The organism is Streptomyces sp. NPDC029014, assembly GCF_055564695.1.
On sequence record NZ_JBVHVT010000017.1, the window covers coordinates 106,934 to 122,056 of the forward strand.

The 15,123-nt window shown below is 73.3% G+C and carries 12 protein-coding genes, 1 tRNA gene and 1 pseudogene; 10 read left to right on the top strand and 4 right to left on the bottom strand.

What is annotated here, in order from left to right; all coding sequences use genetic code 11:
* Positions 1-3 precede the first annotated feature (3 nt).
* Positions 4-1,125: a non-homologous end joining protein Ku gene (gene ku / locus ACZ4VL_RS12145; protein ID WP_468198790.1), complete on the bottom strand. Its 1,122-nt coding sequence runs from the start codon at positions 1,123-1,125 to the stop codon at positions 4-6.
* A gap of 31 nt (positions 1,126-1,156) precedes the next feature.
* On the opposite strand from ku, the gene ligD reads away from it, so the two are divergent.
* Both ligD and ACZ4VL_RS12155 read left to right on the top strand, forming a co-directional pair.
* The gene (gene ligD / locus ACZ4VL_RS12150) at positions 1,157-2,083 is read left to right on the top strand and encodes a non-homologous end-joining DNA ligase (protein WP_468198792.1); all 927 of its coding nucleotides are present in this window, start codon (positions 1,157-1,159) and stop codon (positions 2,081-2,083) included.
* Entirely contained in the window at positions 2,083-3,027 is a 945-nt protein-coding gene (locus ACZ4VL_RS12155; RefSeq protein WP_468198821.1) for an ATP-dependent DNA ligase, read from the top strand. Before ligD ends, ACZ4VL_RS12155 begins: the two co-directional genes overlap by 1 nt.
* A gap of 72 nt (positions 3,028-3,099) precedes the next feature.
* Here the strand turns inward: ACZ4VL_RS12155 and ACZ4VL_RS12160 are convergent, their stop codons facing one another.
* On the bottom strand, positions 3,100-3,504 hold the full coding sequence (locus ACZ4VL_RS12160) for a DUF6479 family protein (RefSeq protein ID WP_468198795.1): 405 nt from the start codon (positions 3,502-3,504) through the stop codon (positions 3,100-3,102).
* Positions 3,505-3,658: 154 nt separating this feature from the next.
* Here ACZ4VL_RS12160 and ACZ4VL_RS12165 point away from each other — a divergent pair, with 154 nt between their 5' ends.
* A complete protein-coding gene (locus ACZ4VL_RS12165; RefSeq protein ID WP_468198798.1) occupies positions 3,659-3,982 on the top strand; it encodes a plasmid stabilization protein in 324 nt (107 codons plus the stop codon).
* 56 nt (positions 3,983-4,038) lie between these two features.
* On the opposite strand, the gene ACZ4VL_RS12170 is transcribed toward ACZ4VL_RS12165, so the two are convergent.
* Positions 4,039-5,052, bottom strand: a complete 1,014-nt coding sequence (locus ACZ4VL_RS12170) for an XdhC family protein (RefSeq protein ID WP_468198800.1) — start codon at positions 5,050-5,052, stop codon at positions 4,039-4,041.
* Positions 5,053-5,196: 144 nt separating this feature from the next.
* Here ACZ4VL_RS12170 and ACZ4VL_RS12175 point away from each other — a divergent pair.
* Positions 5,197-6,509: pseudogene (locus tag ACZ4VL_RS12175) on the top strand (alpha/beta fold hydrolase).
* A gap of 198 nt (positions 6,510-6,707) precedes the next feature.
* A complete protein-coding gene (locus ACZ4VL_RS12180; protein WP_468198803.1) occupies positions 6,708-8,981 on the top strand; it encodes a hypothetical protein in 2,274 nt (757 codons plus the stop codon).
* A 412-nt stretch (positions 8,982-9,393) separates the two neighbouring features.
* On the opposite strand, the gene ACZ4VL_RS12185 is transcribed toward ACZ4VL_RS12180, so the two are convergent.
* Positions 9,394-9,465: transfer RNA gene (locus ACZ4VL_RS12185), tRNA-Arg, on the bottom strand.
* 105 nt (positions 9,466-9,570) lie between these two features.
* Between ACZ4VL_RS12185 and ACZ4VL_RS12190 the strand changes: the two genes are divergently transcribed.
* The 5 genes from ACZ4VL_RS12190 to thrC all read left to right on the top strand — a co-directional run bounded on the left by ACZ4VL_RS12190 (position 9,571) and on the right by thrC (position 15,001).
* A complete protein-coding gene (locus ACZ4VL_RS12190) occupies positions 9,571-10,041 on the top strand; it encodes a response regulator (protein WP_468198823.1) in 471 nt (156 codons plus the stop codon).
* Positions 10,042-10,117: 76 nt separating this feature from the next.
* On the top strand, positions 10,118-11,083 hold the full coding sequence (gene nrtL, locus ACZ4VL_RS12195) for an ArgS-related anticodon-binding protein NrtL (protein ID WP_468198805.1): 966 nt from the start codon (positions 10,118-10,120) through the stop codon (positions 11,081-11,083).
* A 19-nt stretch (positions 11,084-11,102) separates the two neighbouring features.
* A complete protein-coding gene (gene lysA, locus ACZ4VL_RS12200) occupies positions 11,103-12,494 on the top strand; it encodes a diaminopimelate decarboxylase (protein WP_468198807.1) in 1,392 nt (463 codons plus the stop codon).
* A gap of 125 nt (positions 12,495-12,619) precedes the next feature.
* Positions 12,620-13,924, top strand: a complete 1,305-nt coding sequence (locus ACZ4VL_RS12205) for a homoserine dehydrogenase (protein ID WP_404233856.1) — start codon at positions 12,620-12,622, stop codon at positions 13,922-13,924.
* Positions 13,925-13,930: 6 nt separating this feature from the next.
* Positions 13,931-15,001, top strand: coding sequence for a threonine synthase (gene thrC / locus ACZ4VL_RS12210; RefSeq protein ID WP_468198809.1), 1,071 nt, complete (start codon positions 13,931-13,933; stop codon positions 14,999-15,001).
* The last annotated feature ends 122 nt before the right edge of the window (positions 15,002-15,123 follow it).

A 15,123-nucleotide genomic window follows, 5' to 3' on the forward strand; every position in this document is an offset into this window, starting at 1 on the left:
CGGCTACGCAGAGGCCCGCTTGCGGGGGGTGGCCTTCTTCGCCGTCGTCTTCGCCGCCTTCTTCGCGGTCTGCTCGGCGGCGCCGGCGGCCTTCGCCGACCTGGTGCTCCTGGCCGTCTTCGCAGTCTTCGCCGTGGTGGCCGTCTTCGCCGTCTTCGCGGTCTTCGCCGTCGACTTGGTCGCGGTGGACTTCCCCGCTGCCGCCGTCGTCTTCTTGGCCGCGGCCGTCGACTTCTTGCCGCCCACCGCCTTCGGCGCAGCCGGAGCCCGCTTGCGCGGCGCCGGCTGCCGGATCGGCGTCACCTCGGCCTCCGCCGCGGCCCCGGCCGCCTCCTCGTCCCCGCCCCGCGACGCCTTGGCCGCCCGTACGCTCTTCTCCAGCGCCGCCATCAGGTCGATCACCTTGCCGCCGGCCGGTTCCACCTCCGCCTCCGACGGCGGTTCGAAGGCGCCCCCCGCCTTCGACTCGATCATCGCCTCGACCGCCTCGCGGTACTCGTCGGTCAGCGACGCCATGTCGACCTCGCCCAGCGTCGCCATCAGTGCGTCCGCCAGGTCCAGCTCCGCCTCGCGCACCGAGACCGACGCCTCGGGGGCGACCCCTTCCGGCTGCCGGATCTCGTCCGGCCAGAGCAGTCCGTGCATGGCGATGACGTCGTCGACGACCCGCAGCATGCCCAGCCGCTCCCGGCCCCGCAGCGCGTACTTGGCGATCGCGACCCGGCGGCTGCGCTTGAGCGCCTCGCGGAGCAGGGTGTACGGCTTGGCGGCCGTGGCTCCGTTCGCCGCGAGGTAGTACGCCGAGTCCAACTGGAGCGGATCGATCTCGTCCGCCGGTACGAACGACACGATCTCGATCGTCTTCGCCGTGGCGATCGGCAACCGGGCCAGGTCCTCGTCCGTGATCGGGATGATCGAGCCGTCCGCCTCCTCGTAGCCCTTGCCGATCTCGTCGCTCGACACCTCCTCGCCGTCCAGCTCGCACACCTTGCGGTAGCGGATGCGGCCGCCGTCGTCGAGGTGGATCTGGCGGAAGGAGATGGAGTGGCTCTCGGTGGCGTTCACCAGCTTGATCGGGATGCTGACCAGGCCGAAGGAGATGGCCCCGTTCCAGATGGATCGCACGGTTCCTCCCGTTTCGTGGCAGTCTCATCGTATGACGCCGATCACAATGGTGGAGGGGCGTCGCATCTCGCTCAGCAACCTGGACAAGGTCCTGTACCCCGAGACCCGGTTCACCAAGGGCGAGGTGCTGCACTACTACGCCACCGTCGCCACTGCGCTGCTGGCCCACATCCACGACCGGCCGGTGTCGTTCCTGCGCTATCCCGACGGGCCGGAAGGACAGCTGTTCTTCACCAAGAACCCGCCGCCCGGTACGCCCGCCTGGGTGAAGACCGCCGCCGTGCCGCGGTCGGACGACCCCTCGGCCGAGCAGGTGGTCGTCTCCGACCTGCCGTCGCTGATGTGGGCGGCCAACCTGGTGGTGGAGTTCCACACGCCCCAGTGGACGGCGGGGAGTCCCGCCGTCGCCGACCGGCTGATCCTCGACCTCGATCCCGGGGCGCCCGCCACCGTCGTCGAGTGCTGTGCGGTGGCCGGGTGGTTGCGCGAGCGGCTCGCCGCCGACGGGCTCGTCGCCTGCGCCAAGACCTCCGGGGCCAAAGGGCTGCACCTGTCCGTGCCCCTGGAACCGACCCCGTCCGAGCTCGTGTCGGCGTACGCGAAGGCCCTCGCCCAGGAAGCCGAGGGCGAGCTCCCCGAACTCGTCGTGCACCGCATGGCCAAGGCCCTGCGGCCCGGCAAGGTCTTCGTCGACCACAGCCAGAACGCCGCCGCCAAGACCACCGCCGCCCCCTACACGTTGCGGGCGCGCGCCCGGCCCACCGTCTCCGCACCGGTGTCATGGGCCGAGGTCGAGGACTGCCGCACACCGTCCGACCTGGTGTTCCTCGCCGACGACCTCCCGCCCCGGCTGGAGCGGGACGGCGACCTCTGGGCGCCCCTGCTGGACCCGGACCGCGCCCACCGGCTCCCCGAAAGGGCCGGGTCCAGGGCCTCACGCAAACGGGGCCCGCCGTGATCCAGGTGGCGCTGGCTGCCCCCGTGCGCACCCTGCCGCGCGCGGCGGGCCTGGCGTACGAGCCCAAGTTCGACGGACACCGGCTGATCGTGGTCCGCACGCCCGAGGAGGTACTGCTGCAGGCGCGCTCCGGCCGGAACGTGACCAGCGCCTTCCCCGACCTGGTGGCCGCGGCGCGGCAGTTGCCCCCCGACACCGTCCTCGACGGCGAGGTGGTGGTGTGGTCCGAGGGGCGCACCGACTTCGCCCTCGTCCAGCGGCGGGCCGCCGCCACCGCGGCCAGGGCCGCCGTCCTCGCGCAGAGCCTGCCGGCCTCGTACGCCGCGTTCGACGTCCTCGAACTGGCCGGGCAGGACGTGCGCGGGCGCCCGTACGAGCGGCGCCGGGCCCTCCTGGTGGACCTGCTGCTCCCGCTCGGCCCGCCCCTGCAACCGGTCCCGATGACCACCGACCCGGAGGTGGCCGAGACCTGGTACGAGACCCTGCCCGCCAGCGGCATCGAGGGCCTGGTCGTCAAGCGGCTGGACCAGGCCTACCCGGCGGGGCGGCGCGGCTGGCGGAAGCTGCGGCACACGGAGGTGCGGGACGCGGCGGTGATCGGCTACACCGGCACCCCGCGCCGCCCCCAGGCGCTGGTGCTGGTGCTGCCGGGCGAGGAGGAGGCGCCGCTGGTGTCGAGCCCGCTGACCGCGGTGCAGCGAGCGGAGCTGCTGGCGGAGATGGCCCTGCGGGCGGACGCGGGTGGGCGGGCGGCGGGCGCGGGTGGCGCGGCGGGCGGAGGGGCGGGCGGAGGGGACACCGCCACCGCCACGGCCACCGCCACCGCCATCGGGATCGGGGAGGTCACGTACCGGCCCCTGGACCCGCCCCTCGCCGCCGAGGTCCGGCACACCTCGACCCGGCACCCGCCCCCCGAGGTGCTCAGGCTCCGCACGGACGCCTGACCCGCACCGCGGGCGGGCGGCGCAGGTCAGGCGTGGTGGAGGAGGGGCGGCGGAGACGAGGGCCCGGGGCGGTCACGCGTGGGCGCCGCGCCCCGAGTTCGGGGGAGAGCCGGGCTGCGGGTGCGGGCCGGGGCCCTCGGGGCGCTCGTAGCCGGACTCGCGCCGCTTGCGGACCTCGTCGGGGTGGCTGGAGGCGGTGTCGCCGAAGTTCCCGTACCCCTGCATCTCGTGGGGGCGCAGACCGCCCTCGGGGATGGGCATCTGGTCGCGCTCCTCGCGCACCTCGTGCACCGCTCCGCCGTCGGGCAGGTGCGGCTGGCTCTCGGGGGTCGGCGGCGGGGGCTCCTTGGCCCGGACGCGCTGGCCCAGCTTGAAGCCGGCGAGCAGGAACCCGGCGATCAGGATGCCCACGAAGAAGAACCACGCGATGTTGCCAAGGGTCGCGTCGACCGCGAGGTAGCTCAGTGTCGCGTTCATACAGGTCATATTCCCGGCTTTGGTGCTGATGTGCCTGATGAGCCCGAGAAATGACGGAAACATGGCCATTGGGCGACTGACTGCACGGGTGGCGGGTAAGCGGGCAGTAGCCGTCCTCATGGGCGGACGGCCACGTCGGAAGGAGGGGCCAGGCATGCCCCGCGGATCCTCCCCCAAGCGCGAACGCCAGTACGAACACATCAAGGAGGGCGCCGAGGAACGCGGCGTGCCCGAGGCCGAGGCCACGGAGATCGCCGCCCGGACGGTCAACAAGGAGCGGGCCCGCGCCGGCGAGTCCGAGACCGCGAGCCTGCTCTCCCTGGAGGACATGTCCTCATCGCGCCGCGGGGGGCTGCGCTCCCACTCGGGCGCCGAGGGCCCCACGCACGCGCAGCTCTACGAGGAGGCCCGGCAGCGCAACATCCGCGGCCGCTCGGAGATGACCAAGGCCCAGCTCAAGCGCGCCCTCGGAAAGTAGCGCCCGCGCCCGCAGCCGTCACGCAGTGCTGCGGTGGCCGCCCCCGTCGGGCGCGGCTACCGCAGCGGCCCGCCGGATTCCCGCAACCCCGGTACGCCCCGTACGCCCGGTGCACCGTCCGCCCCGTGTCCGCTCAGCACCGCCAGGATCTCGGCGCAGATCGCGAGGGCCGTCTCCGCCGGCGTACGGGCGCCCAGGTCGAGCCCGATCGGCCCGTGCACCCGCGCCACCTCGGCCTGCGCCACCCCGGCCGCCTCCAGCCCCTCGCGCCGCCGGGCCGTGGTCCTGCGCGAGCCCAGCGCCCCCACGTACGGGACGCCGAGCGCGAGCGCGGCCCGCAGCGTCGGCACGTCGAACTCCGGATCGTGGCTGAGCATCACCAGACAGGCCGCGTCCCGGCGCGCCGCCAGCAGCTCCCCGGCCTCTGCGACGGTGCCCACGTACTGCGCACCCCACCCCAGCAGCCGCGCCTGGGCCCCGATGAGCTGCGCGAGCTCCCCGGACGCGGGACCGCCGATCACCACGTGCGGCTCCGACGGGCAGGCCTCCACGAGCACCAGCCCGGTGTCCCCGTACACGGAGTCCCGCCCGGGCCGCCGCGTGGCCAGCAACTCGCCGGCCCGCCGCCCGGCCTCGTCGACGGGGGTGTCGACGGCCCGGACCACCTCGCTCACCGCCCGGTCGGCCCGCTCGTTCAGCCGGGTCACGAGCGCGACCCCGACCCCCTGCGCCAGCAGCTCCCACCACTGCGCCGGCACCGCGGCCAGCGGCTGCAGCAGGATCTCGGCCCGGCCCCCGCAGGTCAGCCGCGCCTCGGCCGCCTCCTCGGCCCCGACCGACACCTCGCACACCCGGGCCGTGGCCCCGGGCGGCCACGCCCCGGCCTCCGCCACCAGCTCGGCGTCGAACACCCCCCGGTACAGCGACCCGACGCACTCCCCGCCCGCGTCCAGCAGCAGGGCCCCGGCCGGGTCCCGCGGCCCGAACCCCTGCTCGGCCACCGGCCGGGCCAGGAAACCCGCCCGCCCCTCGGCCGCCCACCGCCGCGCCGTCTCCACCAGTCCACGCATCGCGCCGCCCCGTCCTCGTCGTGGCCCCACCGCCAACCTACGGTCCACCGGGGCACTCGGACCACTTGCACAAACCATCCCGATGGGTTCCTCTCGAAGAAGAGGCCGAACCGAACGAACGCCAGGACGAGGCGGCGAGAGCAGGTGCTGTTCACCGACCGCGACGACGCGGGACGACGACTCGCCGAGGCCCTCCGGAAGTACGAGCCGGAGGACCCCGTGGTGCTGGGCCTGCCCCGGGGCGGCGTCCCGGTCGCCTTCCACGTGGCCCACGCCCTGCACGCCCCCCTGGACGTGATCGTGGTGCGCAAGCTCGGGGTCCCGTACCAGCGCGAGCTCGCCTTCGGCGCCATCGGCGAGGGCGGCGTACGCGTCATCAGCGACGACATCGTCCGGCACGGCCGCGTCACCCCGCAGGACATCGCCGAGGTGGAGGCGGCGGAACAGGAGGAACTGGCCCGCCAGGCCCACCGCTTCCGCGCCGGCCGCTCCCGCGTCCCGCTGCGCGCCCGTACGGCGATCGTGGTCGACGACGGCATCGCCACCGGCGCCACGGCGGCCGCCGCCTGCCGGGTCGTACGGGCCCAGGGCGCGGCCAAGGTGGTCATGGCCGCCCCGGTGGCCCCGCCGGACGCCGCCGCCCGCATCGCGGACGCGGCCGACGACGTGGTCTTCCTGGCCACCCCGGCCGGATTCTCGGCCGTGGGCCAGTGGTACCGCGACTTCTCCCAGACCCCGGACGAGGAAGTGGTCGCCCTCCTGACCCGCGCGGCGGGAGAGGCGGCGTCCCCCCACCCCCCGAAGGCGGCACCCCCATGAGCACGCCCGCGAAGACGACCGACGTGGTGATCGACGCGGCGGGCCTGCCCCTCCCCGGAGAACTCACCCTCCCGCCGGACGCCCGCGCGGTGGTGGTCTTCGCCCACGGCTCGGGCAGCAGCCGCCACAGCCCCCGCAACCGCCAGGTGGCCTCGGCCCTCAACCGCGCCGGCCTGGGCACCCTCCTCTTCGACCTCCTCACCCCGGCCGAGGAGGGGAACCGCGCCCACGTCTTCGACATCCCCACCCTGGCGGCCCGCCTGACCGCCACCACCACCTGGCTCCGCACCCGCACCCCGAAGCTCCACCTCGCCTACTTCGGCGCCAGCACCGGAGCCGCAGCAGCCCTCACCTCGGCGTCGCTGTCGGACTCCCCGGTGTACGCGGTGGTCTCCCGCGGCGGCCGCCCCGACCTGGCGCCCGACCTCTCCGAGGTCCGCGCCCCGACCCTCCTGATCGTCGGCGGCGACGACACCCAGGTCCTGGCCCTGAACCGCGAGGCCCAGGCCCAACTCCGCTGCGAGACCCGCCTGGAGGTGGTGGAGGGCGCCACCCACCTCTTCGAGGAACCGGGCGCCCTGGAGGAGGTCTCCACCCTGGCCACCACCTGGCTCACCACCCACCTCCCCCTGAAGTGAGGCCGACATCGGCAACTCCCCAGCCCCGCGCTGGAGGACGCGACCTTGGTCGCACAGAAACCTGGGGTGAGCCGCCGGCTTGGACCGCTCCCGGATGACGGATGGCTTCCGCCCAGGCCTAGGACCACGACCGGGAGCACGCCCGGAGTTCCGCCAACAGGCCCGCGCGCGGCCATGTGGCCTCGATACGCTGCCGGGGTGAACATCGCCACGCCGCTGCTCCTCGACCTGGACTCCTTTCTCGCCCGCGCCGAAGAACGCTGCGCCGCCCTGGAACCCAGGGCAGCAGAGGCCGTACTCGGTCTGCTCGCGCTCTGCGAGACCCGCCGCCGTACCGGTTTGCCCGAGCCCACCGAGGAACTGGCGGCGGAGCTGATGCACACTCTCCTCCCGCTCTACGTGAGCGCCACCGAGGACGAGCTCCCGGACTACGTGGCGGCTCTGGTCGCGCTGGCCGACCACACCCGTGAGGCCGGCCGGCTCAATGCCAAGCGGCACGCGAGGCTCGTGGCCCGCGTGCACGAGCTGGCCGAGGGTTTCCGTGAGGCGATGACCAGCCCCCGCCGTCTCACCTGGCCCCGGTTGTACGGAAACCTGCTGCGCGCCGACGGCGTGGACACCACCGACCCGCAAGCAGTGCACGGTTGGCTGCATGCCTTCGCCGAGCGCCCCCGCACGGAGCGGCAAGCGGCGTTCGGCTTCGCCGTGTCCTCCGCGGAGGGACCACTCGCGGAAGCGGCCTATGCGGAGGCGCTGTGCGCCGAGCGCTCCAGGCAGGCCCGGCAGCTGCTCGCCGGACAGCTGGAGGCCGCGGCGGTGGCCGAGCGGGTGCGGCCCCGGCCCGGCGAGGGCCCGTTGGTCGCCGATGCCCCGGCCGACCTGTCCGACGACGAGCTCGACGACTGGTACAACGAGCAGGCGGCCACGCTCGCGGACCGCTGGACGGCGGCCGGGCTCGACGCGCTGCTGCACGGGCCCTTCTCGCATCTGGCGACGGGCGTCGGCGCGGGCACCATGCCTCTCCTCACGCTCGTCGAGGCCATGGCAGGGAGCCACCTGGAGATGAACGGCGACGAGTTCGCGCCGCTTCCTCCGGCCCCGTTGCCCGTCTCAGCGGAGGATCAGGCCGCGCGGCTGCGGGCCACCCCGTTGCCCCAGCGTCTGGAGGGAGCCGCCGCCGACCCGGAGGGCGCGGACGAGCGGACGCGTGAACTCGCGCTGGCGACCGGGTTCCTGGTGCGTGGGCAGGACGGCGTACTCGGCCCGGGACCGTCGGCCGAAACCTGGCATGACGGCGGCCCCGTGGAATTGACCGGACTGGCGCTGACCATGCTGGGCGCCCTCCTGCTGCAGCTGGCCGAGCAGAAGGAGACCGCAGAGGAGTACGACGGCGAGCACACGCTCACGCTCTACCTCCTGTGCGGAGAAGCCGGGACGGCGCAGTCCGTGGCCCGATTGGCTGCCCTCAGCGACATGTGGGCCGTCCCGCCCGGACACGAGAGCGTAACCCCGACATCCGGCGGCCCGGAAAGCGCGGACTACGAACTGCCGGATCTTCAGACCCTGTCCGCGGTCCTCGGTATTCCCACGCTCACCGCGTCCGACCGCGAGGGCCTGGGGCCGGCGGCCACCCGCCTGGTGCGGCTGATGGACGGCCTGGCCGCTCTGGGTGTCACCGAACGCACCGGAGACGTCCTCAGCCTCACCCCCCTCGGTTCCGCGCTGCTGCGCGAAGCCCTCCTCCTGGGCGTCGGAGGCCCGGCCGCGGATTCCTTCCCCACCTGGGAGCAGATGCGCGGCTGGGATGCGGAGCGACTGGTGGCGGCGGCCCAGTACTGGCCGAAGCCGGTCGCCCGGCAGACGGTCGGCGACTGGCTGGCCGTGCACGGTGCCAACGGCTGGACTCCCTTCTTCGAGGCTCTAGCCGTCCCCTGTCCCGGGCCGGAGCCCGCCAGGAGGCGGTCCCTGCTCACCACGCTCGATGCCGCCCTCGTACCCGACGAGACCCTGCACCGGCTGCAGGCCGACCCCGTGCTGGGCGGCTGGGCCGCGCACCTCCTGTCCGCACGGGGACAGGCACCGGCCGCCTCGGCCGTGCCGCTGCCAGCCCGCGCGGTGCGTCTGGTCGACGAGCTCGAAGCCCTGCGGCAGGCCGCATCGCTCGACCACCGCATGACCGCGGACGAGGACCAGCTGGAGCCCCACCTCTTCACCGATCTGCATGCCGCCTTCGACAAGGCCGCGGCAGCCTGGCCCGGCGGCGGCCCGGCCCTGCTCACCGCCCTCGCCGCGGCGGACCCGTACACCACCGCCTCCCTCGCGCAGCAGCTCTCCCACCACCCCGACCGCGCCATTGCCGAGCAGGCCCGCCGAGCCTGGCGCACCTCCCTCGTCAGCGGCGCTGCTCGGCCCGGCTCCCGGCGGACGAAGCGGCCTGCCCGACGCGCCGGCGGGAAGCGCAAGCGAAACTGACCGGTCTGGCCGTCAGAAGGAGCCGAGCCGACGTGGCGGACGTCCATGTACGTCACGGACCTGCGCGCCGCCGGAAGCGCAAACTAAACCTCCGCAGGAGAGTGCGGGGCGGCGGTGGGTTCAGACCTTGATGACGGCGGCCCGTCCGTCGCAGTGCTCATGACTCGGTGTGCGAAACGTCTTAACTGGCGTCAAGCCCTTGCGGGCGGGTACACAGCCGAGCTGATGGATGAATGCAGCCGAGGGTCCGTCATGCTCGCCTGCGGCGAGCCGAGCGGTCCGCCTACTCATCGGGTCGGGGAGGTGGGGCGCGAAGGTGTAACGGCAATGCAGACCGTGTGTCTTGCGGCAAAAAGAAAGGCGCTGACCCGCGTTTCTGCTGGTCAGCGCCTCAATGGCACTTCTTGCGAAGTGCCCCCGGCAGGATTCGAACCTGCGCACACGGCTCCGGAGGCCGTTGCTCTATCCCCTGAGCTACGGGGGCGTGTCGTTCGCTGTGCGGCGACGGGTTGAACACTACCAGCTTCCGCGGGGTGATCAGAAACCGTTTCGCGGGGAGCGGGGCCCGGGTCGCTCGGACGGGGTGGAAGTGGCGAAAAGCCGGACGCGGGGGCCGGCGCGGACCTACTCTCGAGTTGTGCCAGGCGCCTCGGGCCGGGTGCTTGTTGTCGACGACAACAAGGTCATCCGGCAGCTGATCAAGGTCAATCTCGAGCTGGAGGGCTTCGAGGTCGTGACCGCGAGCGATGGTGCCGAGTGCCTGGACGTGGTGCACGAGGTGGATCCCGATGTGATCACCCTCGACGTGGTCATGCCCCGGTTGGACGGGTTGCGCACTGCTGCGCAGCTCAGGGCCGATCCGCGGACCCGGCACCTTCCCGTCGCCATCGTCAGCGCCTGTACGCAGCACGAGGTGGAGGTCGGGATCGACACCGGGGTCGACGCGTTCGTCGCCAAGCCCTTCGAGCCCGCCGAGCTGGTACGGGTCGTGCGCATGCTGGTCGAGCGGCGCGACCGGGAAGGGCGTGAAGGGGCTCCTGCCGGGAGGGGGAGGGGCTAGCGCCCTGCGGCAGCGCCTCTGTTCACATGGCGAAACCGTTCGCGTGACCGTGGGGTGTCTCCCCTAGGCTGGTCCCGTGACCCCCGCCGACCTCACCCGTACCGTCGTGCACGCAGTGCGCTGCGCCGTCGAGGACGGGGAGCTGCCCGCGCGTGCCGCGGTGCCCGCGCGGGTGGTCGTCGAGCGGACCCGCCCCGGCGGGGTGGGGGAGTACGCCACCCCCGTCGCCTTCCAGGTCGCCAAGGCCGCGGGCCGTCCGCCCGGCGAGGTGGCCCGGGTGCTGGCCGGCCGGCTGGGCGCCCAGGCCGGGATCGCCCGCGTCGAGGTCACCGGCGCCGGCTTCCTGAATTTCGTGTTGGAGGAGCGCTCCTCCGTTGATGTGGTGCGGGATGCGTTGGGCCTCGTCCCCAGACCCGGACCCGGACCCGGACCCGTTCATCTTGCCCCTGCCGCCGAGCTGCGGGCCCAGGTCGTCGGGCGGGCCGTCGGGCTGATCCTGCTGGCGCAGGGGGTCCGCGACGCGGGGCCGCCGTCGAACGTTGCGCCTGTTGCCCGGCGGGACGGTGACGTCGTCGCCCGCTTCGGCGGGGACGCCGCCGTCTGGGCCATGCTGTGCGTACCGGCCCACGAGACGCCCACGTTCAGCGGCTCACTGCTCGTCCAGGACGAGTCCAGCGAGTTCTTCCGGGTGCGGTACGCCCACGCCCGGGCCGTCGCGCTCGTGCGCAATGCCCGCCAGCTCGGGTTCGGACCCCGGCTGGAGCCCGTCCCGCCCGGCGACGGCGCCCCGCTGGTGCGCGCGCTCGCCGACCACCCGCTCGTCCTCGAAGCCGCCGCGCACCACCGTGCGCCCGAGCGGCTGGTCAGGCACCTCGTCGAGCTGGCCGACGCGCTGCTCGACTTCCAGTACCGCGTCCTGCCCAAGGGGGACGAGAAACCCTCGGCCGCCCACCGCGCCCGGCTCGCCCTCGCCGAAGCCGCCGGGACGGTGCTGGCCGGCGGCCTGGCCCTGCTCGGCATCCACGCACCCGACTGCCTGTGATCCGCGAAGAGAGATACCGATGAGCCGTTCCGCGCACCCCGCCGGCCCCCGCCACGCCGACGTCCTGCCCGAGGGCCACTACACCCCGCCGCCCGCCGACCTCAACGCCCTCGACGAGAAGGTCTGGTCCCGCACCGTCCGGCGGAACGAGGACGGCGTCGTCAGCATGGGCGGCGTCGAGGTCACCCGGCTCGCCGAGGAGTTCGGGACCCCCGCCTACTTCCTCGACGAGGAGGACTTCCGGGCCCGGTGCCGGGCCTGGGCCACCGCCTTCGGCCCGGACGCGGACGTCTTCTACGCCGGCAAGGCGTTCCTCTCGAAGGCCGTCGTCCGCTGGCTCCGGGAGGAGGGGCTCAACCTCGACGTGTGCTCCGGCGGGGAGCTGGCCACCGCGCTGGCCGCCGGGATGCCCGCCGGGCGCATCGCCTTCCACGGCAACAACAAGTCCGTGGCCGAGATCAACCGCGCCGTCGAGGCGGGCGTCGGGCGGATCGTCCTCGACTCCTTCCAGGAGATCGCCCGCGTCGCCCACATCGCCCGCGAGCACGGAGTGCGCCAGCCCGTGCAGATCCGCGTGACCGTCGGCGTCGAGGCGCACACCCACGAGTTCATCGCCACCGCCCACGAGGACCAGAAGTTCGGCATCGCCGTCGCCGACGGATCCGCCGCCGAGGCCGTGCGCCGCGCCCTCGGGCACGACAGCCTCGAACTGCTCGGCGTCCACTCCCACATCGGCTCGCAGATCTTCGACATGGCCGGCTTCGAGGTCTCCGCCCGCCGCGTCGTCCGGCTGCTGGCCGCCGTACGCGACGAGCACGGCGTCGAGCTGCCCGAGATCGACCTCGGCGGCGGCCTCGGCATCGCCTACACCTCCTCCGACGACCCGCGCGAGCCCCACGAGATCGCCAAGGCGCTGAACGAGATCGTCGCCCGCGAGTGCGAGGCCGCCGGCCTGCGCGCGCCCCGCATCTCCGTCGAGCCGGGCCGCGCCATCGTCGGGCCGACCGCGTTCACGCTCTACGAGGTCGGGACGATCAAGCCCCTGGAGGGGCTGCGCACGTACGTGTCCGTCGACGGCGGCATGTCCGACAACATCCGCACCGCCCTCTACGACGCCGAGTACTCCGTCACCCTCGTCTCGCGCACCTCCGAGGCCGAGCCGGTGCTCGCCCGCGTCGTCGGCAAGCACTGCGAGAGCGGTGACATCGTGGTCAAGGACGCCTACCTGCCGGCCGACCTGGCCCCCGGCGACCTGATCGCCGTACCCGCCACAGGGGCGTACTGCCGCTCCATGGCCAGCAACTACAACCACGCGCTCCGCCCGCCCGTCGTCGCCGTGCGCGACGGGGCGGCGCGGGTGATCGTCCGGCGCGAGACCGAGGAAGACCTCCTCCGTCTCGACCTCGGATGATGAAATAGCTGTCTCATTCACTGGACCGAGGATGGAAACTCGTGTCCATTGGGTGAGACTGGTTCAAACCCGGCGTGCAACACCGCCCGCCGGGAGCCGATGGAAGATCGAAAGGCGTAGGTCGAATGATGCGTACGCGTCCGCTGAAGGTGGCGCTGCTGGGCTGTGGAGTGGTCGGCTCAGAGGTGGCGCGCATCATGACGACGCACGCCGACGATCTGACGGCCAGGATCGGCGCGCCCGTCGAGCTGGCGGGCGTCGCCGTGCGCCGTCCCTCCAAGGTGCGCGAGGGCATCGACCCCGCGCTGATCACCACCGACGCGACCGCCCTGCTCAAACGGGGGGACATCGACGTCGCCATCGAGGTCATCGGCGGCATCGAGCCGGCCCGCGGCCTCATCACCACCGCCTTCGGCCACGGCATCTCCGTCGTCTCGGCGAACAAGGCACTCCTCGCCCAGGACGGCGCGGCCCTGCACGCGGCCGCCGAGCAGGCCGGGCTGGACCTCTACTACGAGGCCGCCGTCGCCGGCGCCATCCCGCTGATCCGCCCGCTGCGCGAGTCCCTCGCCGGCGACAAGATCAACCGGGTGATGGGCATCGTCAACGGAACGACCAACTTCATCCTCGACAAGATGGACTCCACCGGCGCCGGCTACCAGGAGGCCCTCGACGAGGCCACCGCCCTGGGCTACGCCGAGGCCGACCCGACCGCCGACGTCGAGGGCTACGACGCCGCCGCCAAGGCCGCCATCCTGGCCGGGATCGCCTTCCACACCCGGGTCCGGCTCGACGACGTCCACCGCGAGGGCATGACCGAGGTCAGCGCGGCCGACTTCGCCTCCGCCAAGCGCATGGGCTGCACCATCAAGCTGCTCGCGATCTGCGAGCGGGCCGCCGACGGCGGGTCCGTCACGGCGCGCGTGCACCCGGCGATGATCCCGCTCAGCCACCCGCTCGCCTCCGTCCGCGAGGCGTACAACGCCGTCTTCGTCGAGGCGGAGGCCGCCGGGCGGCTCATGTTCTACGGGCCCGGCGCGGGCGGTTCGCCGACCGCCTCGGCGGTCCTGGGCGACCTCGTCGCCGTCTGCCGGAACAAGCTCGCCGAGGCAACGGGGCCCGGCGAGTCGGCCTACACCCAGCTGCCGGTCAGCCCCATGGGGGACGTCGTCACGCGGTACCACATCAGCCTCGATGTGGCCGACAAGCCGGGCGTCCTCGCCCAGGTGGCGACGGTCTTCGCGGAGCACGGCGTGTCCATCGACACCGTCCGGCAGCAAGGTCGTCCAGACGGGGGCGGCAGTGAGGCCTCCCTCGTCGTCGTCACCCACCGCGCACCCGACGCCGCCCTCTCCGGGACCGTCGAGGCGCTGCGGAAGCTGGACACCGTCCGCGGTGTCGCCAGCATCATGCGTGTTGAAGGGGAGTAAGGACCCATGAGCAGCAATCGCACCCACCAGTGGCGCGGCATCATCGAGGAGTACCGGGACCGGCTGCCGGTCACGGACACGACGCCGGTGGTCACGCTCCGCGAGGGCGGTACTCCCCTCGTGCCCGCGCAGGTCCTGTCCGAGCGCACGGGCTGCGAGGTGCACCTCAAGGTCGAGGGCGCGAACCCCACGGGGTCCTTCAAGGACCGCGGCATGACCATGGCGATCACCAAGGCCAAGGAGGACGGCGCCAAGGCCGTCATCTGCGCCTCCACCGGCAACACCTCGGCGTCCGCGGCCGCGTACGCGGTGCGCGCCGGGATGGTCTCCGCCGTCCTCGTGCCCCGCGGGAAGATCGCGCTCGGCAAGATGGGCCAGGCGCTGGTGCACGGCGCGAAGATCCTCCAGGTCGACGGCAACTTCGACGACTGCCTCGACCTGGCCCGCGCGCTGTCCGACAACTACCCGGTGGCGCTGGTCAATTCCGTCAACCCGGTGCGCATCGAGGGCCAGAAGACGGCTGCGTTCGAGATCGTCGACGCGCTCGGCGACGCCCCCGACATCCACGTGCTGCCCGTCGGCAACGCCGGCAACATCACGGCGTACTGGAAGGGCTTCAAGGAGTACAAGGCCGACGGCCTGGCCTCCCGTACGCCCCGCGTGTGGGGTTTCCAGGCCTCCGGCTCCGCGCCGATCGTGCGCGGCGAGGTCGTCAAGGAGCCGCAGACGATCGCCACCGCGATCCGCATCGGCAACCCGGCCTCCTGGGAGTACGCGCTCGCCGCGCGCGACGAGTCGGGCGGTTTCATCGACGAGGTGACGGACCGCCAGATCCTCGCCGCCTACCGGCTGTTGGCCGCCCAGGAGGGCGTCTTCGTCGAGCCCGCCTCGGCCGCTTCGGTGGCCGGTCTGCTCAAGGCGGCCGAGCAGGGCCTGGTCGACCCCGGCCAGACGATCGTGTGCACGGTCACGGGCAACGGCCTGAAGGACCCCGACTGGGCGGTCGCGGGCGCTCCGCAGCCCGTCACCGTGCCGGTGGACGCGGAGGCGGCGGCCGTCCGCCTCGGCCTGGTCTGACCGGCCGTGGGGGGGGGGGGGGGGGGGGGGGGGGGGGGGGGGGGGGGGGGGGGGGGGGGGGGGGGGGGGGGGGGGGGGGGGGGAGGGGGGGGGGGGTAGGATTGTTGAGGTTCTTGTTTTTC

Excerpts from the sequence above, each read along its gene's own strand:
- ligD (WP_468198792.1), top strand. The coding sequence starts at position 1,157 with ATGACGCCGATCACAATGGTGGAGGGGCGTCGCATCTCGCTCAGCAAC.
- ACZ4VL_RS12160 (WP_468198795.1), bottom strand. The coding sequence starts at position 3,504 with ATGAACGCGACACTGAGCTACCTCGCGGTCGACGCGACCCTTGGCAAC.
- ACZ4VL_RS12165 (WP_468198798.1), top strand. The coding sequence starts at position 3,659 with ATGCCCCGCGGATCCTCCCCCAAGCGCGAACGCCAGTACGAACACATC.
- ACZ4VL_RS12170 (WP_468198800.1), bottom strand. The coding sequence starts at position 5,052 with ATGCGTGGACTGGTGGAGACGGCGCGGCGGTGGGCGGCCGAGGGGCGG.
- lysA (WP_468198807.1), top strand. The coding sequence starts at position 11,103 with ATGAGCCGTTCCGCGCACCCCGCCGGCCCCCGCCACGCCGACGTCCTG.
- ACZ4VL_RS12205 (WP_404233856.1), top strand. The coding sequence starts at position 12,620 with ATGATGCGTACGCGTCCGCTGAAGGTGGCGCTGCTGGGCTGTGGAGTG.
- thrC (WP_468198809.1), top strand. The coding sequence starts at position 13,931 with ATGAGCAGCAATCGCACCCACCAGTGGCGCGGCATCATCGAGGAGTAC.